This is a genomic window from Paraburkholderia sp. (genome assembly GCF_036488795.1).
In the GTDB taxonomy this organism is placed as follows: Bacteria; Pseudomonadota; Gammaproteobacteria; order Burkholderiales; family Burkholderiaceae; genus Paraburkholderia.
In genome coordinates this window covers 18,432-42,975 of the sequence record NZ_DASXHA010000081.1, presented here as the reverse complement: position 1 = coordinate 42,975, position 24,544 = coordinate 18,432, and the positions used below count along the sequence as shown (strand labels likewise).

The window sequence follows — 24,544 nt, the reverse complement described above, 5'->3', positions numbered from 1 at the left end:
ACTGACCTCTGCAATTCCCTTTGACAATTTTTGTTTCCAGGCTAGATTGGAAGGGCTTTCTGGAACGTTCTCCACCGAACGTATTGGCCCGTGAATCTTGCGGGCTTTTTCTTGTCTGCGTTATTTGTCCAGGGTTTTCGTCTACATTAAGCGCCGTTTTAAACATCTGATTGTACAAACGACATCTTTCGATATTTGTCGGACATCTACGTGTAAAATGTGCATTTAATCAGACCACCACACGGAAAGACAATCCGGCAAAAAATGACAATTTTGTTCTAATTGCACGCAAATTGGCGTTGAAACGCTGTTGCTACTTTAAGTACGCGCGCGAGTCGAGTAATCTGCAATGGCGAGGGCGTCAGTCTTGGATTCCCCGGTCCTTTTGATGCTCTCGTGAGGTAAGTGACTTGCGCGCGCCCGAGTTTTGATCACGGGAGCGCGCATCTTTTTGCCCGTTCTTCCTCTGTGGGAATCCAGTCCGGTCATGTTGGCTTGTCTGAAGTGCCTCACACTATGGGTTTTCTCCGAGGCCGACCTGGCGGTCGACGACAGGGGGCTCCATTTCATCTGCGCCCACTGCGGCGGACACAACAAGCTGATCAATATCGGTAGCCCGAAGGGACCGATGGAACTGATCCAGCCGGATATCACCCCGACCGACACGAACCGCCCGTTCACCTGGCCGGAACCCAACTCGTTCGGATAGCTTAGCGTCGGTCTGATCTGACGCCGCTTTCGGCGCGAACTGCCCGGTTCGCCGCCGCGCCGCAGCGTAGCCCGCGAATACGGCATCCTTTGCAATCCGTGTGTATGATCGAAGCGATCTCACGTCCAGCACAACCTTTTGTGAAGGAAACTATCGTATGAGCGCGCCTGAAGATGTCGTATTCCTGTTCGATTGCGATAACACCTTGCTCGACAACGATCATGTGGTGGCGGATTTACGCGCCCATCTGACCGAACAGTTCGGGGCTGCGTGTAGCGACCGCTATTGGGAAATTTTCGAAACCTTGCGCAGCGAACTGGGGTACGCCGACTACCTGGGCGCGCTGCAACGCTACCGTGTCGAACACAAGAGCGACTCGCGCTTGCTGCTGATGTCGTCGTTCCTGATCGATTATCCGTTTGCAAGCCGACTGTATGCTGGCGCGATCGACGCGCTTGCGCGTTTGCGCGCGCTCGGTCCCACGGTCATTCTGTCGGACGGCGACGTGGTATTCCAGCCGCGCAAGATCAAGCAGTCCGGCCTGTGGGACGCGGTGGAAGGGCGCGTGCTGATCTACATCCACAAGGAGCTGATGCTCGACGAGGTCGCGCAGCAGTACCCGGCGCGCCGCTATGTGATGGTCGACGACAAGCTGCGCATCCTCGCCGCCATGAAGCGGATCTGGCAGGAGCGCCTCACCACGGTCTTCCCCCGTCAGGGTCACTACGCGATGGATACGGCCAACATTGCGCAATATGCGCCGGCGGATGTCACGATCGAGCATATCGGCGAGCTGGCCAGCATGGATTTAGGCGCTATAGCGGGCTAAATACGCCGTCCCGGCTGGTGGCATTACTGGGCGGGTGAGTATCGCGTTGTCATCTCATTGGCACAGCCGCGCAGCAGTATGATGATTGGGGGTGGCCTCGCCATGACGGGCTGCGAACCTTCCCGTAGCGCTTCTGTCACAGGTGCAAACGGAACCGGCAAGCCCCCCTGCAGCCGGTCAGGCCGAATCGGCCAGGATCGAGCCTGCAGCAGACGTTGCGCACACGGCCGTCCGCCAGCACCTGGCCGGTGTGCGGCCCCTGCATGGCGGGCGGGCGTGGCGCGCCGTATCTACCTCATCAAGTGACCACGCTGGTCACGCATTCAGTTGTCCATTCAGCAGGCAGTCCATTTTCTGGAGTGACCCGATGGCCGAACTAGACCCGAATTCTTCCGCGCTGGACCCCGATACGTTGCGCAAAATGGACCGCTACTGGAGCGCCTGCAACTATCTGTCAGCCGGGATGATCTATCTGCGCGCGAATCCGCTGCTGCGCGAACCGCTCAAACCCGAACACATCAAGCGGCGCCTGCTGGGTCATTGGGGCTCGGACGCCGGCCAGAGTTTTCTGCTGGTCCATTTGAACCGCCTGATCAAAAAGCTCGATCTCAACGTCATCTACATTGCGGGCCCCGGGCACGGCGCGCCGGCTACGCTTGCCAGTTGCTATCTGGAAGGCCGCTACTCCGAGATCTATCCGGATCGAAGTGAGGACGAGGCCGGCATGCTGCGCTTTTTCCGGCAGTTTTCGTTTCCGGGCGGGATCGGCTCGCATTGCACACCGGAGACGCCCGGCTCGATTCACGAAGGCGGCGAATTGGGCTACAGCCTGTCGCACGGCTACGGCGCGGCCTTCGACAATCCGGATCTGATCGTCACGGTCATGGTGGGCGACGGCGAAGCCGAAACAGGGCCGCTCGCCACCTCGTGGCATTCGAACAAATTCCTCAATCCGGTGCGCGACGGCGCAGTCCTACCGGTCCTGCATCTGAATGGCTACAAGATTGCCAATCCGACCATCCTCGCGCGCATTCCGCGTGAAGAGCTGGAAGCCTTGCTGACCGGCTACGGGCACAAGCCGTATTTCGTCGAGGGCGACGAGCCTGAGTCGATGCATCAGACGATGGCCGCCACGCTCGAACATTGCATCGGGGAAATTCGCCAGATCCAGCAGCAGGCGCGCAGCAGCGGTCGGGCAGAGCGGCCGCGCTGGCCGATGATCGTGCTGCGTTCGCCGAAGGGCTGGACCGGGCCGAAGGAAGTCGACGGACATAAGGTGGAAGGTTCGTGGCGCGCGCACCAGGTGCCGATTCTCGATCCCGCTACCAACGAGACGAGCCTGAACCTGCTCGACAGCTGGATGAAGCGCTATCGCCCGGACGAGCTGTTCGATGAAAAGGGCCGACTCGTGGCCGAGTTGCGCGAACTCGCGCCGGTGGGCGAACGGCGCATCAGCGCCAATCCGCATGCCAACGGCGGCTTGTTATGCAAGGCGCTGGATATGCCGGCGTTTCGCGAGTTCGGCATCGAAGTCAAGGCGCCGGCGGCGAGCTACACATCGCCCACCGAGGTGCTCGGCAAGTTCCTGTGCGACGTCATGCGACGCAATATGAGCGACTTCCGCGTGTTCGGCCCTGATGAAACGGCGAGCAACAAGCTCACTGCAATCTATGAGGCATCGGAGAAGACCTGGCTCGCCGACACCGAGGCGGGCGACGCGGACGGCGGCGAACTGTCGCCCGACGGCCGGGTGATGGAGATGCTGAGCGAACACACGCTCGAAGGCTGGTTCGAAGGCTATGTGCTGACGGGCCGTCATGGGCTCTTTGCCACTTACGAAGCGTTCGTGCACGTGATCGATTCGATGTTCAACCAGCACGCGAAATGGCTGGAAAAATCGAAGCTCGAACTCAGATGGCGGCAACCCGTCCCATCCATCAACCTGCTGATCACGTCGCTCGTCTGGCGGCAGGATCATAACGGCTTCACGCATCAGGACCCGGGCTTTCTGGATGTCGTGACCAACAAGAGCCCGAATGTCGTGCGCATCTATCTGCCGCCCGATGCCAATTGCCTGCTAAGCGTAGGCGACCATTGTCTGCGCTCGCGCGACTACGTCAACGTGATCGTTGCGGACAAGCAGCCGCATCTGCAATATCTCGACATGGACGAGGCGGTCCGGCATTGCACGAAGGGCATCGGCATCTGGGACTGGGCCTCGACGGATCAGGGCGCCGAACCGGATGTCGTAATGGCTTGCGCCGGCGACATCGCGACCATGGAGGCACTGGCTGCGGTACAGATTCTCAAGGAGAAGTTTCCCACCCTGAAAATCCGCTTCGTCAATGTGGTGGACCTGTTCCGCCTGATGCCGGACACCGGGCATCCACATGGCCTGTCCGATCGCGATTTCGATTCGCTGTTCACGCGCGGCAAGCCCGTCATCTTCAACTTCCATTCGTATGCGTCGCTGGTTCACAAGCTGACGTACCGCCGCTCGAATCACGAGAACCTGCACGTGCATGGCTATCACGAGAAGGGCAACATCAACACGCCGCTCGAACTCGCGATCATCAACCAGGTGGACCGTTTTTCGCTGTCGATCGACGTGATCGACCGCGTGCCCGGTCTGCGCGGCGTGGGTGATCACGTGAAGGAATGGCTGCGCGGACAGATCATCGAGCACCTTGCGTATGCGCATGCCGAGGGCATCGACAAGGACGAGATCCGCAACTGGACATGGGCGGGTTAGGGCCATGCCGGCTACGCAGACCCTGCTCGTACTGAACAGCGGCTCGTCGTCGCTCAAGTTCGGTCTCTTCAAGACGGACAGCGACGACGAAACACTGCTGCTCGAAGGCAGCGCGCAAGGCATTGGCCGCGCCGACGGCAGCCTGAAAATGAAAGCGGCCGACGGCACGGTGCTGCTGCAGATCGAGCACGTCATGCAAGCGCAGACCGACGCGTTGCAGAAACTCGCGAACGTCCTGACGGAGCATGGCCAGCAGCACGGCTATACGCCGCCGGCCGGGGTGGGGCATCGCGTGGTGCATGGCGGTCCGCATCTGCGCGAACATCAACGGATCACACCGGAACTCAGGCAAGGTCTGGAGGCCGCGGTGCATTTCGCGCCGCTGCATATTCCGCCGGCGCTGGCGTTGATCGATCAGGCCATGCGCATCTTCGGCGACGCGCAGCACTTCGCCTGCTTCGATACCGCGTTTCACCGCACGCTGCCGCCGCGTGCCGCCCAGCTTGCTCTGCCGCGTCGCTACGCGGAGGCCGGCGTGATCCGTTATGGCTTTCACGGCTTGTCGTATGAATCTCTGGTGCGGCAGCTGGGCGCAGATCTCCCCGCGCGCGCGGTGTTTGCGCATCTCGGCAACGGCTCGAGCGTGTGCGCGCTGCGCGATGGAAGATCGGTCGATACCTCGATGGGCCTCACGCCCACCGGCGGCCTGCCGATGGGCACGCGCAGCGGCGATCTGGATCCCGGGGTGCTGCTGTATCTGATGCGCACGGAGCAACTCGACGCGGACAAGCTCGAAACCCTGCTCAATCGCGAAAGCGGCCTTGCTGGATTGACGCAGGGAGAAAGCGACATGCAGGCGCTGCTCACGCGCAGCGCCGGCGGCGATCCGGACGCCTCGCTTGCGGTCGACGTCTTCGCGAGCGCGGTACGCAAATATGTGGGGGCCTACGCGGCGCTGCTGGGCGGCATCGATCTGCTGGTGTTTGCCGGCGGGATCGGCGAACACAGCGCCGAAGTGCGGCGGCGCATTTGCGAAGGACTGGCGTTTCTGGGCTTGAACGCGGAGGACCCCGCCGGCAAGGTGCGCACCCTGCACACCGAGGAAGAGCGGCAGATAGCGCGGCATTGCCGGGCCTTGCTGCAGGAGTCTGCGGGCGAGGGCTAGGGCGCCTGCTCGCCCGCAGCGTCGCGGTTGGGCCCAGTGGCCATATCGGTCCCCGTGGTGGCAGTGGTGGCAGTGGTGACAGTGGTGACAGTGGTGACAGTGGGCACGGTAGCCGCCGTCGTGGCCGCACGCTCGGCAGCCTCCACCCTGATTGTCGTGAGATCCGTCACGCCTGCCACGCCAAACAGGCGGCTCACGCTTTCGAGCGCGGCCGCTTTCTGCTCGCCGCGCTCGAGTTCGCCGAGCAGCGTCACCCAGCCCTGTTCAATCTGCACCTGGATCGCGCCGGGCGGCACTCCGCCGTCCCACGCGAGACGCGTGAGCACTTCCGCCGCGATCTGATCGTCACGCATGCGGCGACTTCCCGCGTTGCGAATTTCGACGGCAACGACCAGTGCCAGCACACCATCGACCTGCAAAGCCTCGCTCTGCGCAGCATGTTTCTGCGCGGCGTTCTCTACGTGTCCACGCAACGTGACGATGGCGCCGCGCACCGCGACGTCGATTACGCTGGGCGCGAGCCCGATCGCGCGCAACGCCGCGACAACCGCCTGCTGGAGGGCGTCGTCGTTTGAAAGGGCATGTTTCATCGTGGTTGGCTCTCGTTACGCCATGGCGCGTGCATCTTGCCATTATCGCCTGACAGGCCTGCGCATGCTGGAGGCTCGCAGAACCGCCGCTCATCCGGTCTCCGCAGGCGCGGCACATGGCTTGCTCAACCACAGCGAGCGCTGCAATGCCCCGCACGGCCGCGCAGTGCAATCGACGCGGTCAAGGGAGGCAAGATGCTCGATACACCTATGCGCACAACGGATTACGCAGCGAAGCCGCGCGGCAGGCGTCTCGCCTGCGACGACGCGCCTGAGGCCGGCAATGATCAGGACTCTGTAAAAACGTCAGGTGCCGCGCTCGAAGCGTTCGTCGAAGCGTCCTCGTTCGATGCAGCGGATCCCGCTGCCATCGGCGCGATGTTCACACGGCTGGTCGAAACGGGTTACGACCGGCTGCCTTTGCCGGGCAGCGGCCGGACGCTGTCGCGTTGGCGCGCATTGGCAGCCGTCGCCGCGCGCGATCTCGGCCTCGTGAAACTGTTCGAAGGCCATACGGATGCGCTCGCGATCCTCGCGGAACTGGGCGCGGCCGACCCGGCTCAGGTGCCGGCGGGCAGCCGCTGGGGTGTCTGGGCGGCCGAAGCGCCCGACGCGCGCGTGAGCGCGACGCCGCTCGAAGGTGGCCAACTGCGGCTCGACGGCACCAAGGCGTGGTGTTCCGGCGCACAGTCCGTGACGCACGCACTCATCACCGCATGGCTTGACGACGCACCGATCCTCGCAGCCGTCGAACTGGAGCAAGCGTCGATCTCGATCACGACAGCCCACTGGCAAGCGGTCGGCATGCGCACGAGCGCGAGCGGCGAGGTCCGTTTTGAAGGCGCTCGGGCGATCCAGATCGGCAAACCGCACGACTATGTCAGGCGTGCGGGCTTCTGGCAGGGCGGCGCGGGCATCGCGGCGTGCTGGTACGGCGCCGCTGCGGGCATTGCTCGCATGAGCGCGGCTGCCGTTGCGGCCCGGCCCGACCCACACCGTCTCGCTCATCTGGGTGCGATCGACGTTGCGCTGTCGGGTGCCACCGAAGTGCTGCGCGCGAGTGCCGCGCGGATCGATGCACACCCCATGGAGGATGTTCAGGTCGCGGCGCTGCGCGCGCGTCTTGCCGTCGAAGCGGCCGCGACTTGCGTGATGGACCATGCGGGCCGCGCACTCGGCGCCGCACCGCTGTGCCGCAATGAACGCTTTGCCCGCGCGATGGCCGATCTGCCGGTCTTTCTGCGGCAAAGCCACGCGGAGCGCGATCTCGCCGCGCTGGCAGAACGCGTGCTGGCCGAAGCCATCACCGAGGTTGATGCATGGACGCTTTAGACAACCCGCCGGACGCGTCCGCCAACCTGAGCCAGAGACACGACATGAGTTCGGCTGAGCGCTATTTCGACACGCTCTACGAAACCTGTGACGACCCTTGGGGTTTGCGCGAGCGCTGGTACGAACGTCGCAAACGCCTCCTGACGATGGCCATGCTGCCGCGCGAACGGTATCGCCATGCATTCGAACCGGGCTGCGCCAACGGCGAATTGAGCGCGCAACTCGCAAGCCGTTGCGACAGCCTGCTTGCCACGGATCTGAACGAGACCGCCGTGCGGCTCGCGCGCGAACGGCTAGGACAGGCGCCGCATGTACGCGTCGAGCGCCGCGGCGTGCCGCATGAGTGGCCTGCAGCGCATGAAGGACGGTTCGATCTGATCGTCATCAGCGAACTGGCTTACTACCTGAATGCGGCCGATCTGCTGCGCCTGACCGAATGCATCCAGTCCACGTTGTCCGACGACGGCACCTTGCTCGCCTGTCATTGGCGGCGATCGTTCGATGCGGCTGAGCAAACCGCGGTCCGCGTGCACGCCATGTTCGATTCGCGTTGCGGACTTACGCACCTCGCGCGTCACGAAGACGCCGACATGTTGCTCGATGTGTGGTCACGCGATCCGCGTTCGGTTGCGCAACAGGAGGGGCTCGCATGATTGGCGTCGTGATCCCCGCGCATAACGAAGAGGCGGTTCTCGCGTGTTGCCTCGCGTCGATACTTGAAGCATCGCGAGATCCTGCGCTGGCAGGCGAAGCCGTGCGCGTCGTAGTGGTGCTGGACGACTGCACGGACAGTTCCGGCGCAATCGCACACGATTTCGGCGTCGAAACGCTGATGCTGCGCGCGCGCAATGTCGGCGTGGCGCGCGCCGCCGGCGCGCAGCGTTTGCTCGCCGCGGGCGCACGCTGGCTGGCCTTCACGGATGCCGACAGCCGCGTCTCGCCAGGCTGGCTCGCCGCGCAATTGTCGTTGGGTGCGGATGCGGTGTGCGGTTCGATTTGCGTCGAAGACTGGACCGCGCATCCCCAGCACGTGCGCGACTATTTCCGCGAGACCTATATGGATGCCGACGGACATCGGCACGTGCACGGCGCGAATCTCGGGGTGTGCGCGCATGCCTACGTGCGGGCCGGCGGTTTCGCGCCGCTTGCGTGTAGCGAGGATGTGGCGCTGGTGGATCAGTTGCTGGCGACCGGGGCGCGCATTGCGTGGAGCGCGGCGCCGCGCGTGGTCACGAGCGCACGGCATGCAAGCCGCGCGCGAGGCGGCTTCGGCGACACGCTGTCGGGCTGGGCGGCAGGGCTTGCGCATGCCGCGAACCTGAAGCCCGCGCGAACTCCAGCGCCTGATGCGGCGCTGGAACTCACGGCGGATCGCATGCTCGATCCGTGTCTCAGGAGCGAGCCTTCGTAAGTTGCGCCGGTGTGTCGGGTGCACCCATCCGGTTAGCGGCGTCGAGCGGGGTGACGCCCGACGCGTCGCGTGCCTGCGGATTGGCGCCATGCGCGATCAGCAACTCGACGATCTCGGTGCGATTGAACATGGCCGCGATCATCAGTGCCGTGCGTCCATCCGGCGATGCGCCTTCGACGTCCGCGCCGTTCGCGAGCAGCGTTTCGATCACCGCCTTGAAACCTTTGAACGCCGCGCCGGCAATCGGGCTCTGGCCGTTGTTGTTGCGCAGGTCGGGATCCGCGCCGTGTTCGATCAGCGTGCGCACCGCGTCCGCGTGGCCGTGATAGCTCGCCAGCATCAGCAGGCTGTCGCCTTTCTCGTTGCGCAGATTGGGCGGCACGCCTTTGTCGATCACGGCCGCGAGCATCGAGGCATCGCCACGGCGCGCGAGTTCGAAGACTTCGCGGGCCACTTCGACCAGGTCCGGATCGATGTCCGCGCTGGCCGGCGTTTTCGGTGTGTTCTGTTCGTCTGACATGGGGGGCTCCGTGCGGTGATGTCGGTCAGTGGTGAATGCCTTGCAAAGCGCATTCACGGTCCACAGGAAAGCATACCGAATCTTCGCGGCATGTGGGGTGTGCGGGTCACTTGCGGATGCGCCTGCAGGTGCCGGGGTGTCGCGCAGATTGCCACCCGCACTCGTGTGATCAGTTTTGCGGCGGTTCCCGATGCCCCTCGTTCGGCACGCCCCGGCCTTGCGGCTGGGCCTGTGGATGCGGTTGCGGCTGCGGCTGCGGCTGCGCCTGGGGAGCGGGCCGCATGGCCGGCGCGGGCGCTTGCGGTTGCGGCTGGCCGCCGTGGGGCATCGGCCCGGTGTTGGGCCGGTACACCGGTTGTCCTGGCTGCGGCCGGGGCTCGGGCCGGGCTTGCGGCTGCATTTGCGGCTGTGGCTGTCCGCCATGCGGCAGCGGACCGGTATTCGGCCGATAAACCGGCTGCCCCGGGTTGGGCCGCGGCTGATACGGGGGCGGCCCTTCGTTGCGCCAGCGATCGCGGTCGCCATACCACGGCCGGCCGCGATAGTAATGATCCCAGTAGTTGTCGAGGGAAAACACCACGACCGGAAAGCCGATCACCGCGCCATAGCTCATCAACGGTACGTAATTCCCTTCATAGGGATAACTGAGCGCGTCGCCGTAGACCCAGCCGCGCAGATCGTCCACCGCGACGTCGCACCATTCATAGCCGCTGACACAGCCCATCACCGTGACGGGCTGGTTGGGTGCAAGACCCGCCACGACCGGATAGTCGTCGCCCGGTCCGGCAAGCAGATTAGCCGGCTGGTTGACGTAGCCCTGCGCCTGGGCAAACGCGAAGCAGGGCACCGTGAGTAGCGACGCGAGCGCCGCACGGGTTGCTGTCTTGAGTGCGGAGGACCGGATGTGCATGAATATTCGCGTCCGGGGACGCTGTGGTAATGGAAAATTCAGGTTAGCAGAAGGGCCTGTGACGTGCAGGCCTCGGGCGAGCCTCATGGCGAGCGCCGTTCACGCGGATAGCCGTTGTCGCGTCAGTGCCGGCGTGCTGCGCGGCAGCGTCACGCGCTCCGGTGCAGGCACGCGGTTTGCTGCTCTGCCTGCACCCTTCGCCGCTGCGGTGGGTAGAGGTGACACCTGAGTGCATTACGGCACGCCGCAGTTTCCGCTTTCGACAAAAAGGAGAAAAACACATGCATATCGTGACGAACGTGGGGCCGCTGGCGGCGTTGATCGCCGGCATTCTGATTCTCGCCGTGCCGCGTCTGCTCAACTTCATCGTGGCGCTCTACCTGATCATCATCGGTTTGCTCGGACTGTTCGGCGACCACATTCGCTAGGGCCGGCGGCGTGCCCATAGACCGGCCGGTGCAAATCACTGCACCGGCCGGTGCCCGCAGGCACGCTACTGCGTCATATCGATCCGCCCATACATGCCCGTCGTGGCAGACGGTCCTGCCGCGAAGAACAGCGTGTTGGACGGCTGACTGTCGACGTTGTTACCGAACGCCATGCCCCACAGCCCCGGCTGCGTGAGCTTCGAACCGTCTGCCTGGAGCAGGGTGCCTTTCGCTGCACCCGTGGCTGGATCGAACGCGTTGATCGTGCCGTCACCGAAGTTGCCGATCAGCAGCTCGTTGCTGAACGTGCCGAAATTGGCCGGCGCCAGCGCGATGGCCCACGGCGAATTGAGCGCGCCGCCCGAAGCGACGCGCATCATCAGATGGCCCGCGGTGTCGAACGCGTCCACTACGCCGTTGCCTGCCCCGCTCTGATCGCGATGACCGTCCGGGCCGAGCTTCGCATACGCCACGTAGATCGTCTGACCCACCGCCTGAATGCCGAACGGATTGAAGCCCGCCGGCAGATTCGGATCGGTGAACGCGCCGGCCGATATGACCTTGGTGAAGGTCTTGTCGAACATGTCGACCCTACCGTTATGGAAGTCGGCGGCATATAGCATGCTTGCGCCGCCGTTGCTGGCGATCGCGAGGCCCGTGTATTCGGCAGCGCCGGCGCCATCGTCGTGCACGGTGACGGCTTGCGTTGGCAGCACGGTCGGTGACCATGCTGCAATCGTGCCGGCTAGCGTAGCCCATAGAAAAATCGCCTTGCCGCTCAACCCGTTGGCGGTTACGGTGAAGTCAGGCGTGGTGTTGAAGACGATGCCCGTCGGACTCGCAGGCTGACCGCTGGCGGCCGCGGGCAAGGTCACGACGAGCGATTGCACGACGCCGTTACCGTCATAAAGCGTCGACTTCTGCGTGTTGTTGTCCGAGACCCAGACAACCCCGGTCGGATTGAAGGCAATACCCCAACTGTTCTGCAGATTCGGATCAGTGTGTGCTGCGCTGGTGCTGCCGTCGGAGACCAGAATGGTCGCCTTGAATGACGAGGCAGCAGGCGTCGACATCGACGTCGACATGTTGTTGTTCGAGCCGCCACCACACGCGATCAGACCGAACGCAGCGACGCCCGCGAGCGTGAGCGCGAATGCAAATGTACGCATGCCAGTTCCTCATTAACAGTGAAGTGTCATCGGGTGTCGTGCGACAGGCCTCGCAGCAGCGCACGGTGACCGGGTGCTGTTCTGAACGCGCGCAATCCGCCGCCGCGATGTCATTGAGCCAGGCAGGCCTCGCGACGTGCGCGTCCGTGGTGTGTCGTCAGTGCATGCTGAACGATCCCGCCTTGCCGTTTATTCCATCCGGTCTGCGCGATCGCGCATGACGTGGGGCGCTCATGCCGTTAGATCTTTGAAAGAAAAAATTCTTTCAAGCAGTGGAATAACGGCGGGCGTGCCGCTGTTTGCACAGGTGCAGAAGGCCAGGTCGCATACCATGCCATGGCTTCCATACCTGCCAACCACAATGAGACTGCTGTGAGTCGAAACACGCTTCAACCCGTCTGGGTCCGCGTCACCCATTGGATCAATGCGCTCGCTGTCGTGCTGATGGTGATGAGCGGCTGGCAGATCTACGACGCCTCGCCGATCTTCCCCGCCTTGCAGTTTCCGCCCGCGTTCACGCTGGGCGGCTGGCTGGGTGGTGCGCTGCTATGGCACTTCGCCATCATGTGGCTGCTGGTGGCGAATTTCCTCGTTTATCTCGCGGCGAACCTCGCGTCCGGACGGCTGCGCCACAAGCTGCTGCCGCTGAGTCCGCGCGCGCTGATCGCCGACCTGGGCGCCGCTCTGCGCGGCAAGCTCAAACATGAGGATCTTGCACACTACAACGCGGTACAGAAGTTCGCGTATCTGGTGGTGATTGCCGACATCGTACTGGTGGTGCTGTCGGGGCTCGCCGTCTGGAAGTCGGTGCAGTTTCCGCTGCTACGCGCATTGATGGGCGGCTACGACAACGCACGCGTCGTGCATTTCTTTGCGATGAGCGTGCTGGTGGCGTTCTTCGTGGTGCACGTCGCCATGGTCGCGCTCGTGCCGCGCTCGCTGCTGGTGATGATTCGCGGACGCTAAAGCCAAACAGACATGACTATGTTCAAACCCTCTCGCAAGGCCGTTAAAACCTTTACGCCGCACGAAGCGTCGATCATCAGGGACGCGCAGCGCGAACTCAAGGACCCGGCGCGCCGTCTGCTCGGCAAGCGGATTCTCTCGATCGGCGGCCTTGCGATGCTGTCCGGCTGCGATCTGAAAACCGACGGATCGATCAACTCGATGTTGCGCAAGATGTCCTTCTTCAACGACGACGTGCAGGCCTTGCTGTTCGATCCGAACAAGCTCGCGCCGACCTATCCCGAGTCGATGATCACGCGGCCGTTCCCGTTCAACGCCTTCTACGATATCGACGACGTCCCCGAAGTGGATGCCGCCGCATACCGCCTGCAGGTGGGCGGACTCGCCAATGGCAAGCGCACCTGGACGCTCGATGAGTTGCACGCGCTGCCGCAGGAAGACCAGATCACGCGTCATATCTGTATTGAAGGATGGAGCGCGATTGGCCGCTGGGGCGGCGTGCGTTTCGCCAGTTTTCTGAAACGCGCGGGTGCTGACACGACCGCGAAATATGTGTCGCTGCATTGCGCCGACAACTACTGGACCAGCATCGACATGCCGACTGCACTGCATGCACAGACGCTGCTGACGCTGACCTACGACGGCCAGGTATTGCCGCCGAAATACGGCTTTCCCATGAAGCTGCGCATGCCGACCAAGCTCGGCTACAAGAATCCGAAGCATATCGTCGCGATCAGCGTGACGAACGATTACCCCGGTGGTTACTGGGAGAACCAGGGCTACAACTGGTTTGGCGGTTCCTGAAGCACGACGTTTCAACTTTCAACCCACGCACCTAGCTTTTACTCTTGTACGGAGCATCCATGTCTATTCGTATGAAACTCGGCGTCACGCTGGCCACGCTCGCTTTTGCCGGCGTCGCACTCGCACAGACTCCCGCAGCCAAACCGTCGCGGATTCGCGGCGAAGTCGTCTCGCTCGACGGCGACGTGCTGAAGGTCCACCGCCGCAGCGGCGACACGGTGACGATCGACCTGAAGCCGACGGTCACCGTCTCGGCGGTCAAGTCGATGCAGCTCTCCGACATCAAGCAGGGCTCCTTCATTGGCACGGCCGCCACCACCGGCACGGACGGCAAGCTCACCGCCACCGAAGTCGTGGTGTTTCCGGAAGCCGCGCGCGGCACCGGCGAAGGCCACTATGCATGGGACCTCGGCCCCAACAGCAGCATGACCAACGCAAACGTCGACACGGTGGTGCAAGGCACGAGCGGCCGCGACCTCAAGCTATCGTACAAGGGCGGCAACAACGTGGTGACGGTGCCGCAAAACGTGCCTATCGTGACGTTCGTGCCGGCAGCGCGGACCGATCTGACGGCCGGCAAGAAGGTATTCGTGGTCGCAACGCCTGCGGGTCAGGGCGCTTACGAGGCGCAACGCGTCGTAGTCGAAAAGGACGGCGTCGCGCCGCCGATGTAAGGCTTTCTAGACGCCTAGATGACAGGATGGTAATCAACGCGACTCAATCGCGTAATGGGTGATTGGCTAACCTCGATTGCACATTGCCAGCTTGCCGCACGGAACTTCGGGCGGTTTCGCTGGCGCCGCGCTGCTTCGATCAATGCATCCATACGGATTCTGGAGCGTTTTACATGCCATTGCGTCAGGTCGTCGCCACGTCCTCCATCACGGTCGTGGCGACACTCATCATCGCTTCACTCGGTGCCTTCCTGTTCAGCTCGTCCGGACGGTACGACGTATCCGCCAGTTCGAAAGACAGTCCGCTGGTTGCGTGGATGCTGCACAGAACCTATGAAGCGTCGCTGCATCATTACGGCGGCAAGGACATTCCGCCTGCCGATCTGATGTCGCTCAGGAATATCGAGGCCGGCGCGCGTTTTTACAACGCCAGCTGCGCGGCGTGCCACGGCGCGCCCGGCAAACCGCTCAGCGTGATCGGGCAGGGTATCGAGCCGTCTGCGCCCGCGCTGCTTGCGGCGAGCCGCCGCAACTCACCGAAGCTGATGTTCTGGACCATCAAACATGGCGTGAACATGACCGCCATGCCGAGTTTCGGCAAGACCCAGTCCGACGAAACGCTCTGGCAAACCGCCGCGTTTCTCTACGATGCGCGTGGTATTACGCCTGAGAAATACGCTGCGCTCGTGAATAGCGGCCAACCGTAACGATCAACGCCCCGTGCCGCTCACAACGCGCCCCCTCGGTACCGCCGCGGCGGGCGCTTCGTCGAGCCGTCGGAACACGAGCGCCGAGACCAGCGTAATCACGCCGACGCACACGAAGCTCAGGCGGAAACCGAGCGCCGCCGAGCCCCATTGCGCGGTGAAGAGATTCACCAGTCCGCCGCCGATCGAAACACCGAGCCCCATCGCCAGCATCTGCACCATCGAAAACAGGCTATTGCCGCTGCCCGCATCTTCGTGCGACAGGCCCTTTAGCGTCACGCTGTTCATGGCGGCAAACTGCATGGAGTTCGCGCCGCCGAAAATGGCCAGCACGGCAATTTCGAGCACGAGCGGTGTGCCACGCGAAATGAGTGCGAATGCAACAATCGACGCCCCCACGATCACCGTGTTGACGAGCAGGAAAGCGTCGTAGCCGAAGCGCCGCACGAGTCCGGCGATCCACCGCTTGGCGACGATGCCTGCCAGCGCGGCGGGCAGCATCATCAGGCCGGAATGCAACGGCGTATAGCCGAGCTGTAGTTGCATGAGCAGCGGCAGCAGGAACGGCACCGCGCTCGAACCGATCCGGCACACCAGATTGCCGATCAGCCCTACGCTGAAGTTAGGTTCGCTAAACAGTTTGAGCTTGAAAAGCGGATTGGCGCGGCGCCGCGCGTATGGCACATAAGCGAAGGCCGACGCGAGACCCAGCACGAAGAGGCCCGCGGCCCACGCAGCGCGATGCGTATGTGCCGGGGAATCGACCGCGAGCGAAAACGCGATCATGCAGAGCGAGAGCAACGCGCAGCCGGCCAGATCGAAGGGTGGCGCGCTGCTGATGATGCCGCGCGGCAGGTAGCGATGCACCGCAAAGAGGCCTACCGCGCCGATCGGCACGTTGATCAGGAAGATCCAATGCCAGGAGATGGCCTGAACGAACCAGCCGCCGAGCGTCGGGCCGACGATCGGCCCAACCTGTCCTGCCACGGAGATGAGCGCGAGCGCCGACACATATTGCTCGCCCGACACGCTGCGCAGCACGGCGAGCCGTCCGATGGGCATCAGCATGGAGCCGCCGATGCCCTGCAGCACCCGCGCGACGATCAGCTGGCCGAGCGTATGTGCACTCGCGCAGCACAGCGAACCGAGCACGAAGATCAGGATCGCGGCGAAATAGACCCGGCGCGTGCCGAAGCGGTCGGCGAGCCAGCCGGACGCGGGCGTCAGCATGGCCATGGTCAGCGTGTAGGCGACGACCACCGGCTGCATGGCGAGCGGACTTTCCTTCAGGCTATGCGCGATGGAAGGCAGTGCCGTGTTCACGATGGTCGTGTCCAACGCCTGCATGAAAAAGCCGGCGGCAACGATCCAGAGCAACGCGGTCTGGCTTGATTCCTTGGTCATTGATACTTCTCGTCAGGCGCGCCGCCGTGGCGATTGACCCTGAAAGCAGCGTCAGGCTGCATGGGCGGCATGAAAATGGGGTATGCCGACATCTTATTGTCATATCGGTCAATCGGGAACCCCACTCAGGGCGTTGACTGTCATCGGCAATGCCGATAACAATGGCGCATGCTCAATCCCATCTGGCTCAAGACCTTTGCCACCGTGGCCGCCTGCCACAGCTTCACGGAAGCAGGGCGGCAACTCGGGCTCACGCAGTCGAGCGTAAGCGAACATATCCGGCGCCTCGAACATGAGGTCGGCCGGCGCCTGTTCGTGCGCGACACGCATTCCCTTGCAATGACCCACGACGGCGAGGCTATGCTCGCGCATGCCAGCGTGATCCTGCAGGCCATTACGCGCGCCGAGTCGCAGTTTCGCGCGCCGCGTCTGAAAGGCCGTGTGCGTCTCGGTTCCTCGGACGATGTCGCGCTCGGCCCGCTGCCCACGGTGCTGGCCGCTTTTCGCAATGCGCATCCGGATGTGGAACTGGAAATCACCATCGGCATGACCGGCAAGCTCTACGAATTGCTGGAAGCGGGCGCAATCGACCTGCTGGTCGGCAAGCGCCGTCTGGGCGACAAACGTGGTGTGCCGTTGTTCACCGGACGGCTGGAGTGGCTTGCGCGCACCGGCACGCTGGTGGATCTGACGCAGCCGCTGCCGCTGATCCTGGTGGCCGAGCCCAGCGTGACGCGCGCGGTCGTGCTGGACGCGTTGGCGGAAGCGGGCTTTAGCTGGCAGATGGTCTGCACGAGCAGCAGTCATGCCGGATGCATTGCCGCCGCGCGCGGCGGTCTGGGCGTCACCGTGCGGCCGCAATATCTGGCGGCGCGCGGCCTCGCGCCGCCCGTCAATAGCGCGAGTCTGCCTGCCTTGCCTGACGTCGAGTTCATCGCACTGGCCGCGCGGCGGCTCAGCCGTCCGGCCGGCACGCTGCTGCAACTGTTGAACGACAGCGAACTGCGTGGCTCATGGATTGGCGAATAGTCTCGCCCGCTTGGGCGCGGCGTTCAAGTTCACGGCCGACCCAATGCGGGCCGCATGAGTCTTTTCAGGCCCGGTGCAGCCTGAATCCGGAAAATTTGCCGCTGGCGATTGCCGTGCCGGACAACACGATCGCGCATCCGACGAACATCGAAGGGGTGAGTTTTTCGCCGAGACACACGGCGCCCCATAGCACGCCGAAGACGGGGATCAGGAAAGTCACCGATGCCGCATAGGTCGCGCCGGCCCGCGCGATCAGTCTGAAGTACAACAGGTAAGCGAGCGCAGTGCAGACAACGCCGAGTACAACGACGTATCCCCACGTCGCGAGGTTGACTGGATGGCGCGGCCAGCACGTCAAGGCAAGCGGCCACAGCGCCAGCGCAGCAAACAACTGGCTGCCCGCTGCCACCACCGACGGTTGTACGCCTGCCAGCGAGCGTTTCGAATAATTGACTGCAAAGCCATAGAACAGTGCGGCGATCAGGGCCGCGGCAATCGCGAGCGGCACACCGGGCGTCCCTGCGACGAGCGTGTCGTGCACCAGTACGATCACACCTGCAAAACCGGTTAGCAAACCGAACATTTGTGAGCGGCTCATGCTGCCGTGAAAAGCGATAGATGCTATCAACGCAGCCCACAACGGCGTGGTCGCATTGAGGACTGAATCCATACCCGCGTTCACCGAGAGCGACGCGTACGCGAGCAAACAGAACGGCACGGCCGAGTTGGTCACGCCAATCACGCAGAGCGGCCACAGATGGCTGCGCAATTGCTGCCGTGCGCTTGCGGTCCGCAATACAGGTGCCAGCACCAGTGCCGCAATGGCGACGCGCAATGCCATCAAGGGGATCGGACCGAATTCCGGCGCGGCGATCCGCATGAACAGGAAAGACGCACCCCAGATAGCGGCGAGGAGAAGAAGTTCGAGGAGGTTCATGGCAGGCGGTGTGGAAATCGTCGAGTCGATGGGGTAGCTCGACTGTAGAAGAAAGACCGCCCGCGGTCTGGCCAGATTCGGACCTGAGTATCGAGATGTCCGCGCGCTTCGGATCTCGATGAGGCGCAGCGCCTCGATAAAGATTGCCTGATGCTGCCGGGAACACCTGTTGCTCGACGTTTACACAAACACACCCGGCGCTGCGCGTTCGGCGCGCGAACCGGCCCGGGAGTCGAGTCCCTCATTGCACCCCTTCACGCATCGATTAGAACGTCTAATCAAGGAATAGAGAGCAGACATGGCGCGACACAAGGCCGATGTGGCCGACGATCAATTCGAAATCTTCGCGAGCTATCACAGCACGGGGGACGGTCGATATATCGGCGGGTTAAAGGTCGTCCGCAAGGCTGACAGGAGAATCCTGTATCCGTTCGACGGAGCGCCGCAGCTGGGCCCCTATGAGACCGCCGACGAAGCGCGCCGCGCCGCGATCGAATATGGCCGCGCCATCGTAGCGGCGGACCGGCACACGCCGGAGACATAGGCACTCAGTGCCGTGCGGCGCGCTGCGGCGCGTGCCGCTCAGGTCTCATCCGCTGGTCCGTTTTTACAAAGTTGCTGGGGATTTTCCTGCAACCATTTCGTCCACCAGGGCTGATGGCGGTCCGCTTGTTGCTGCATGGGATGTATTGCGAGCTTATTGATGGAGGTCTTTCATGCAGCATGAGAAAAAGTCTGAGGAAATGCGCAAACCGGACATGTCCTCGTCGCAAGACGGCACACGCACCGAGAGTCAGAAGGAAGAGGCGGCGCGCACCGATCCGCGCCGCACCCGTCAGGAGCCCAGGCAGACCGCCGAAGTGCCGCTCGGTACCGGCGATCGGGCGGAGCCGCCGGGGGGCGGCGGCCGTCAGTCGCAGCGCGTTTCATCGGACAAGTCATAGCGGCATCATCCGAAGCGGCAGCGAAAAGCGCGGTTGAACGATGGAGCATCTGAGCAAAGTTGCTCCATGCTTGAAGGAATTTCCAGCCGCCGCCCGCGCGCCCTTACGACTCAGCGAGGGGGCTGCTGCGATTTCCTGTATTTGTGACGCGTCACAGCACCACCTGCACGCCCAGTTCCACTACATCCTCACCATCCAGACCGTAATACTCGGCGCTCGATGCCGAATGAAACGACAGTGTCGCAAACAGTGATTTGCGCCAGTCTTGCATGGCATCGCCGGGATGCCCCTTGACCACTTCCTCGCGCGGCAAAAAGAATGTCGTGTGCCTGGGGTCGTAGCGCCAGTCGCCCAGACGCCCCTCGAGTGAGGCCAGCAATTGCGGCAAATTGGGCCGCTCCACGAAGCCGTGCCGCGCCACCACTTCATAGCAGCCGTGCCCCAGCGCGCGCGTTTCTATGCGGGTTTGCTCGTCGACGCGCGGCGCGGACTCGGACAGATTCGCAAAAAAGATCGAGGTCTGATGCAGCACGCGGTTGTGCCGCACATTGCTGTGCAGCGCGGCAGGCGTCATGCCCGACAGGTTGCCGGGATAGACCGCGGTACCGGGCACTCGTGCAGGCGGTTGCGGGTCGTTGAGCGAGCGCTCGATGAATTCGCGCAATGGCGCGGCAGCCGCGGCGCGCTTCATATCCGTTTCGCGCCCACGATGCCACGTCGTCATCAGCACGAACATCGCGATACCGATCGCGACCGGAAACCAGCCGCCCTGAGGAATCTTGGGCACGTTGGCCGCCACCAGCATGCCGTCGATGATCAACAGCGGCACGCTGACGGCGGCTACCGCGCTGCGCGGCCAGTGCCAGACCCGGCGCGACAGGCTTAGCATCTGAATGGTCGTGGCGAGCATCGTCAGACCCACCGCGATGCCATAGGCGGATGTTAGCGCCGACGACGAACGGAAGGTCACGACGAGAAATATCACTGCGGCAAACAGGATCAGGTTGACGGCCGGCACGTACACCTGACCGCGTTGTTCGCGCGAAGTCTCCACCACCCGCATGCGCGGCAGAAAGCCGAGTTCGATGGCCTGGCTCGTCATCGAAAACGCCCCTGAAATGACCGCCTGCGAGGCGATCACCGTGGCCAGCACCGCAATGACGACAGTGGGAATCAAGGCCCACGGGGGCGCCGCAGCAAAGAACGGCTGCCGCGACGAACCGGCTTGAAAGAGCAGCGTCGCACCCTGGCCGAAATAGCCGACGATGATCGCCGGAAATACAATGGCCAGCCACGCGACGCGGATCGAGCGCCGGCCAAAATGGCCGATGTCCGCGTAGAGGGCCTCCGCGCCGGTCAATGCGAGGATCACTGCACCGAGAATCACGAATGCCGTGCCGGGCCGCTCGCTCGCAAGATGCAGCGCCCACCACGGCGACAACGCCTGCATTATTTGCGGATGCTGCGCAATCCGGTAGCCGCCGAGCGCGGCCAGCCAGATGAACCACAGCGTCATGACCGGACCGAACCAGCGGCCGACGGATGCGGTGCCGCGTCGTTGAAACAGGAACAGCGCGACCAGAATCGCCACCGCGCCGGGCACGACGAACGGTTCGAACTTCTCGCTGATCTGCTGCAATCCTTCGACCGCCGACAGCACGGACACCGCCGGGGTGATCATCGAATCGCCGTAGAACATGGCCGCGCCGAACAGGCCCACCAGCAGCAACGCGCGCGGCGCCGGCTTGCCGCTCTCCGCGCAACCGGCCCGCACCAGCGCCGTCAGGGCGACGATGCCGCCTTCGCCTTCGTTGTCCGCGCGCATCACGTAGCAGACATATTTCAGCATGACGACGATCACGACGGCCCAGACGATGGTGGACAGCACGCCCATCACGATCAGTCCGGACGATGCGCCCGCATCGATCACCCCTTGCCGCAGCGCGTAGATCGGACTGGTGCCGATATCGCCGAAGACCACGCCCAGTGCGCCGATCACGAGGCGCGACGTGCCGGCATGCTGGGCATGGCTGCCATGTTTCGCCTCAGGCGAATCCTTCGCGGGATTTGTAGTTTTTGCGCGCACCTCAAGGGCGCGTTGCTGCTGCGGACGGACTTCGCTGGGAAGAATAGGCATGGGGAGGTGGCGTGAAGGCGTCGTGCTGAACGGGCTTAAAGGCGACCGGCAACGGGCGGTCGGCAACGATAGTGGCAAGCAAGCTTTGTTCCGCGCGTGGTTGCCGCGATCTCGCCCATCGGGCCAGCTCAGGCCATAGTGGTCGTGACGCGGGCGCGATTTATGCGGCATCCATGAGATTGCTGGCAACAGTCGGGAGCAAAACCATGTTCAACGATGCAAAACACGCGCTGGACGCTTCAGCGCAGCGCTACGAGGTCTTCAAGCTGGAACCGCACCACTGGGTGCCGAACAACCGCAAGCTGCCGGTCGTGATCTACCGCCACGCGTTGCGCCCGGATAGCGGCGATCTGGCGTCGGCGTTCGAAATCCTGTTCGAACGCAGCGACTGGCCCGCGCAATGGCGTGACAGCATCTTCGATTACCACCATTTCCACGCCACCGCCCACGAAGTGCTGGGCGTCGTGTCCGGGTCGGCGGAGGTGATCGTGGGCGGACCGGGCGGGCGCGTCGTGAAGATCGCGGCAGGCGATGCATTGCTGCTGCCCGCGGGTACCGGCCACTGCCTGCAATCCTTCGAGCGCCATTTTCAGGTGGTAGCAGGCTACCCGGCCGGGCAGCAGTGGGATATTCGCCGCGAGGCGCTGCGACCCGATGAGCTTGCCGCGATGGAGGCGCTACCGTTTCCGCCGCGGGATCCGATCGACGGCGAGCAGGGCCCGGTGGTCGAGCACTGGTTGCATGCGGCTTGAAAATATCGCGCTACGCGAAGAAAAGACGCCTTGCAAGCATTGAAAGCCACGCGACGAGGCACGCGACATTGTTGCGTGACGAGCGCGGAGCCGTTGCACCGCCTATAGTTGGATATTGCGGCGGATCGGCGCATGATCGGAGGGCTGGCAGCAGCACGCTGTTCTGAAAGTCCCGCATCGTCAGTGTCCCATGCGCCGTTTCGCTGGTCCGTCTCCCGTAGGAATGCTCATTGCAGCGCGTCACAGCGATGTCGCTACCCGTCGAACAGGAGTTTCCCATGCAAAACAATCCCTCCCTCGATCAGCTATGCATCAACACGATCCGTACGCTGTCGATGGACGCCGTCCAGAAAGCCAATTCCGGCCACCCCGGCACGCCGATGGCATTGGCGCCGGTTGCCTATCATTTGTGGCAAAACCACCTGGTGTACGACCCCGACGAGCCGCTGTGGCCGAATCGCGACCGCTTCGTGCTGTCGGTCGGGCACGCGTCGATGCTGCTGTATTCGATGTTGCATCTGGCCGGCGTGAAAGGGCTCGACGACGAGGGCAAGCCGACGGGTGCGGCCGCGTTGACGCTCGATGACATCAAGCAGTTCCGGCAGATCGACAGCAAAACACCGGGCCACCCCGAATACCGCATGACCACCGGCGTCGAAACCACCACCGGGCCGCTCGGCCAGGGGCTGGGCAATAGTGTCGGCATGGCGATGGCCGCGCGCTGGTATGAAGCGCACTTCAACAAACCGGATGCGCCGCTCTTCGATTACCGCGTGTGGACGCTGTGCGGCGACGGCGACATGATGGAAGGCATTTCGCATGAAGCCGCCTCGCTCGCGGGCCATCTGCGCCTGTCGAATCTGACGTGGATCTACGATAGCAACCGGGTGACCATTGAAGGTCATACGGATCTCGCTTATAGCGACGACGTCGAAGAGCGTTTTCGTGGCTACCACTGGCACACCATCCACGTCGACGACGCCAATGATGGCGCCGCGCTGGAAGCGGCCTTCAACGAAGCGAAAAGCACCACGGACAAGCCGACGCTGATCGTGGTGAAGAGCATCATCGGCTGGGGCGCGCCGAACAAGCAGGACAGTTCGGCCGCGCACGGCGAAGCCCTCGGCGACGAGGAAGTGGCGGCCGCCAAGCGGTTTTACGGCTGGCCCGAGGACAAGAAGTTCTATGTGCCGGATGGCGTCATGCAGCGTTTTGCCGACGGCATCGGTGCACGCGGCAAAGCAGCGCGCAAGGAATGGCAGGCAAAACTCGACGCATATCAGAAGCAGTATCCCGACCTCGCACGCGAATTTGCGCAGATCGACGCGCATCAGTTGCCCGATGGCTGGGACGCCGACATTCCGAACTTCGACGCCGATCCGAAGGGCCTTGCCTCGCGCGATTCATCGGGCAAGGTGCTCAACGCGATCGCGGCGCGCGTGCCATGGCTGCTGGGCGGCGCGGCCGACCTCTCGCCCTCTACCAAGACCAATCTGAAGTTCGAAGGCGCCGGCAGCTTCGAGTTTGACAACTACGGCGGGCGCAATCTGCACTTCGGTATTCGCGAGCATGGCATGGGGGCCGTGGTGAACGGCCTGGCGGTGTCGAACCTGCGTGCTTATGGTTCGACGTTCCTGATTTTCAGCGACTACATGAAGCCGCCGATCCGTCTGTCGGCCATCATGGAAGTGCCGGCGATCTACGTATTCACGCACGATTCGATCGGCCTCGGCGAGGACGGTCCGACCCATCAGCCGGTCGAACAGCTCGCATCGCTGCGCGGCGTGCCGGGACTCACGGTGCTGCGTCCGGCGGATGCAAACGAAGTGGCGCAAGCGTGGCGCGTGGCCTTGTCGAAGCCGCGGCATCCGTCATGTCTCGTGCTGACACGTCAGCCGCTGCCCACCTTCGACCGCAGCCGCTATGGCTCGGCAGAGGGCGTGCAGAAGGGCGCTTATGTACTCGCCGATGCGCCTGACGGCAAGACACCGCAAGTGCTGCTGCTCGCCACCGGCAGCGAAGTGTCGCTATGCGTCGAAGCCTACGAGAAACTGAAAGGCGAGGGCATTGCGGCGCGCGTCGTCTCCATGCCTGCGTGGGACATCTTCGAAAAGCAGGATCAGGCATACAGGGACAGCGTGTTGCCGCCCGATGTGGATGCGCGCGTCTGTGTCGAACAGGCCGGGACGATTGGCTGGGACCGCTACGTAGGCCGCCTCGGCGCACAGATCGTGATGCGTACGTTTGGGGCATCGGCGCCGATCAACGACTTGAAACGCAAGTTCGGCTTTACGCCCGAGCATGTCTACGAGGCAGCAAAGGAGCAGATTGCACGGGTGGCGAAGAAGTAAGCGAAAGCGGGCAACCCGGCAAAA

At 63.2% G+C, this 24,544-nt stretch carries 24 protein-coding genes; 17 read left to right on the top strand and 7 right to left on the bottom strand.

Going from position 1 to position 24,544, the window contains the following annotated elements; all coding sequences use genetic code 11:
• Positions 1-487 precede the first annotated feature (487 nt).
• The 4 genes from VGH41_RS10835 (at position 488) to VGH41_RS10820 (ending at position 5,455) form a co-directional block, all read left to right on the top strand.
• Complete coding sequence (locus VGH41_RS10835; RefSeq protein WP_331597408.1) at positions 488-709, top strand: hypothetical protein; 222 nt, start codon at positions 488-490, stop codon at positions 707-709.
• 157 nt (positions 710-866) lie between these two features.
• A complete protein-coding gene (locus VGH41_RS10830) occupies positions 867-1,538 on the top strand; it encodes an HAD family hydrolase (RefSeq protein WP_331597407.1) in 672 nt (223 codons plus the stop codon).
• Between the two features lie 367 nt (positions 1,539-1,905).
• Positions 1,906-4,290 carry a phosphoketolase family protein gene (locus VGH41_RS10825; protein WP_331597406.1) on the top strand — a complete coding sequence of 795 codons (2,385 nt, stop codon included), beginning with the start codon at positions 1,906-1,908 and terminating at the stop codon, positions 4,288-4,290.
• 4 nt (positions 4,291-4,294) lie between these two features.
• The gene (locus VGH41_RS10820; RefSeq protein WP_331597405.1) at positions 4,295-5,455 is read left to right on the top strand and encodes an acetate/propionate family kinase; all 1,161 of its coding nucleotides are present in this window, start codon (positions 4,295-4,297) and stop codon (positions 5,453-5,455) included.
• Here VGH41_RS10820 and VGH41_RS10815 read toward each other — a convergent pair.
• Positions 5,452-6,045 carry a BON domain-containing protein gene (locus tag VGH41_RS10815; protein WP_331597404.1) on the bottom strand — a complete coding sequence of 198 codons (594 nt, stop codon included), beginning with the start codon at positions 6,043-6,045 and terminating at the stop codon, positions 5,452-5,454. The genes VGH41_RS10820 and VGH41_RS10815 overlap by 4 nt on opposite strands.
• Positions 6,046-6,240: 195 nt before the next feature.
• Here VGH41_RS10815 and VGH41_RS10810 point away from each other — a divergent pair, with 195 nt between their 5' ends.
• From VGH41_RS10810 to VGH41_RS10800, 3 genes are read left to right on the top strand one after another with little or no spacing between them, the layout of a single operon-like run.
• The gene (locus tag VGH41_RS10810; protein WP_414696634.1) at positions 6,241-7,377 is read left to right on the top strand and encodes an acyl-CoA dehydrogenase; all 1,137 of its coding nucleotides are present in this window, start codon (positions 6,241-6,243) and stop codon (positions 7,375-7,377) included.
• The gene (locus tag VGH41_RS10805; protein WP_331597403.1) at positions 7,365-8,030 is read left to right on the top strand and encodes an SAM-dependent methyltransferase; all 666 of its coding nucleotides are present in this window, start codon (positions 7,365-7,367) and stop codon (positions 8,028-8,030) included. The genes VGH41_RS10810 and VGH41_RS10805 overlap by 13 nt, the downstream gene beginning before the upstream one ends.
• Positions 8,027-8,788, top strand: coding sequence for a glycosyltransferase family A protein (locus VGH41_RS10800; RefSeq protein WP_331597402.1), 762 nt, complete (start codon positions 8,027-8,029; stop codon positions 8,786-8,788). The genes VGH41_RS10805 and VGH41_RS10800 overlap by 4 nt, the downstream gene beginning before the upstream one ends.
• On the opposite strand, the gene VGH41_RS10795 is transcribed toward VGH41_RS10800, so the two are convergent.
• Positions 8,769-9,308 (bottom strand): ankyrin repeat domain-containing protein, encoded by a 540-nt coding sequence (locus tag VGH41_RS10795; RefSeq protein ID WP_331597401.1) that lies wholly within the window; start codon positions 9,306-9,308, stop codon positions 8,769-8,771. The genes VGH41_RS10800 and VGH41_RS10795 overlap by 20 nt on opposite strands.
• A 169-nt stretch (positions 9,309-9,477) precedes the next feature.
• Positions 9,478-10,218, bottom strand: coding sequence for an SH3 domain-containing protein (locus VGH41_RS10790; protein ID WP_331597400.1), 741 nt, complete (start codon positions 10,216-10,218; stop codon positions 9,478-9,480).
• 281 nt (positions 10,219-10,499) lie between these two features.
• Here VGH41_RS10790 and VGH41_RS10785 point away from each other — a divergent pair, with 281 nt between their 5' ends.
• Positions 10,500-10,646: a DUF3096 domain-containing protein gene (locus VGH41_RS10785; protein ID WP_137955263.1), complete on the top strand. Its 147-nt coding sequence runs from the start codon at positions 10,500-10,502 to the stop codon at positions 10,644-10,646.
• A gap of 65 nt (positions 10,647-10,711) precedes the next feature.
• Here VGH41_RS10785 and VGH41_RS10780 read toward each other — a convergent pair whose 3' ends face one another.
• Entirely contained in the window at positions 10,712-11,815 is a 1,104-nt protein-coding gene (locus VGH41_RS10780) for a TIGR03118 family protein (RefSeq protein ID WP_331597399.1), read from the bottom strand.
• 336 nt (positions 11,816-12,151) lie between these two features.
• Between VGH41_RS10780 and VGH41_RS10775 the strand changes: the two genes are divergently transcribed.
• From VGH41_RS10775 to VGH41_RS10760, 4 genes are all read left to right on the top strand, one after another.
• Positions 12,152-12,781, top strand: coding sequence for a cytochrome b/b6 domain-containing protein (locus VGH41_RS10775; RefSeq protein WP_331597398.1), 630 nt, complete (start codon positions 12,152-12,154; stop codon positions 12,779-12,781).
• Positions 12,782-12,793: 12 nt separating this feature from the next.
• Positions 12,794-13,585 carry a molybdopterin-dependent oxidoreductase gene (locus tag VGH41_RS10770; protein WP_331597397.1) on the top strand — a complete coding sequence of 264 codons (792 nt, stop codon included), beginning with the start codon at positions 12,794-12,796 and terminating at the stop codon, positions 13,583-13,585.
• Positions 13,586-13,644: 59 nt separating this feature from the next.
• Positions 13,645-14,259 (top strand): hypothetical protein, encoded by a 615-nt coding sequence (locus VGH41_RS10765; protein ID WP_331597396.1) that lies wholly within the window; start codon positions 13,645-13,647, stop codon positions 14,257-14,259.
• A 173-nt stretch (positions 14,260-14,432) separates the two neighbouring features.
• On the top strand, positions 14,433-14,966 hold the full coding sequence (locus tag VGH41_RS10760; RefSeq protein ID WP_331597395.1) for a cytochrome c: 534 nt from the start codon (positions 14,433-14,435) through the stop codon (positions 14,964-14,966).
• A gap of 3 nt (positions 14,967-14,969) precedes the next feature.
• Here VGH41_RS10760 and mdtD read toward each other — a convergent pair whose 3' ends face one another.
• On the bottom strand, positions 14,970-16,370 hold the full coding sequence (mdtD, locus tag VGH41_RS10755; RefSeq protein ID WP_331597394.1) for a multidrug transporter subunit MdtD: 1,401 nt from the start codon (positions 16,368-16,370) through the stop codon (positions 14,970-14,972).
• A gap of 168 nt (positions 16,371-16,538) precedes the next feature.
• Between mdtD and VGH41_RS10750 the strand changes: the two genes are divergently transcribed.
• On the top strand, positions 16,539-17,399 hold the full coding sequence (locus VGH41_RS10750) for a LysR family transcriptional regulator (protein ID WP_331597393.1): 861 nt from the start codon (positions 16,539-16,541) through the stop codon (positions 17,397-17,399).
• A 64-nt stretch (positions 17,400-17,463) separates the two neighbouring features.
• Here VGH41_RS10750 and VGH41_RS10745 read toward each other — a convergent pair whose 3' ends face one another.
• The gene (locus VGH41_RS10745) at positions 17,464-18,336 is read right to left on the bottom strand and encodes a DMT family transporter (protein WP_331597392.1); all 873 of its coding nucleotides are present in this window, start codon (positions 18,334-18,336) and stop codon (positions 17,464-17,466) included.
• Positions 18,337-18,634: 298 nt separating this feature from the next.
• On the opposite strand from VGH41_RS10745, the gene VGH41_RS10740 reads away from it, so the two are divergent.
• Both VGH41_RS10740 and VGH41_RS10735 read left to right on the top strand, forming a co-directional pair.
• Positions 18,635-18,880 carry a DUF6723 family protein gene (locus VGH41_RS10740; protein ID WP_331597391.1) on the top strand — a complete coding sequence of 82 codons (246 nt, stop codon included), beginning with the start codon at positions 18,635-18,637 and terminating at the stop codon, positions 18,878-18,880.
• A 172-nt stretch (positions 18,881-19,052) separates the two neighbouring features.
• Positions 19,053-19,280 (top strand): hypothetical protein, encoded by a 228-nt coding sequence (locus tag VGH41_RS10735; RefSeq protein ID WP_331597390.1) that lies wholly within the window; start codon positions 19,053-19,055, stop codon positions 19,278-19,280.
• Positions 19,281-19,431: 151 nt separating this feature from the next.
• Here the strand turns inward: VGH41_RS10735 and VGH41_RS10730 are convergent, their stop codons facing one another.
• Positions 19,432-21,417 (bottom strand): potassium transporter Kup, encoded by a 1,986-nt coding sequence (locus VGH41_RS10730; protein ID WP_331597389.1) that lies wholly within the window; start codon positions 21,415-21,417, stop codon positions 19,432-19,434.
• 206 nt (positions 21,418-21,623) lie between these two features.
• Between VGH41_RS10730 and VGH41_RS10725 the strand changes: the two genes are divergently transcribed.
• Both VGH41_RS10725 and tkt read left to right on the top strand, forming a co-directional pair.
• The gene (locus VGH41_RS10725) at positions 21,624-22,169 is read left to right on the top strand and encodes a cupin domain-containing protein (protein WP_331597388.1); all 546 of its coding nucleotides are present in this window, start codon (positions 21,624-21,626) and stop codon (positions 22,167-22,169) included.
• A gap of 278 nt (positions 22,170-22,447) precedes the next feature.
• A complete protein-coding gene (gene tkt, locus VGH41_RS10720) occupies positions 22,448-24,520 on the top strand; it encodes a transketolase (RefSeq protein ID WP_331597387.1) in 2,073 nt (690 codons plus the stop codon).
• Positions 24,521-24,544: the final 24 nt, after the last annotated feature.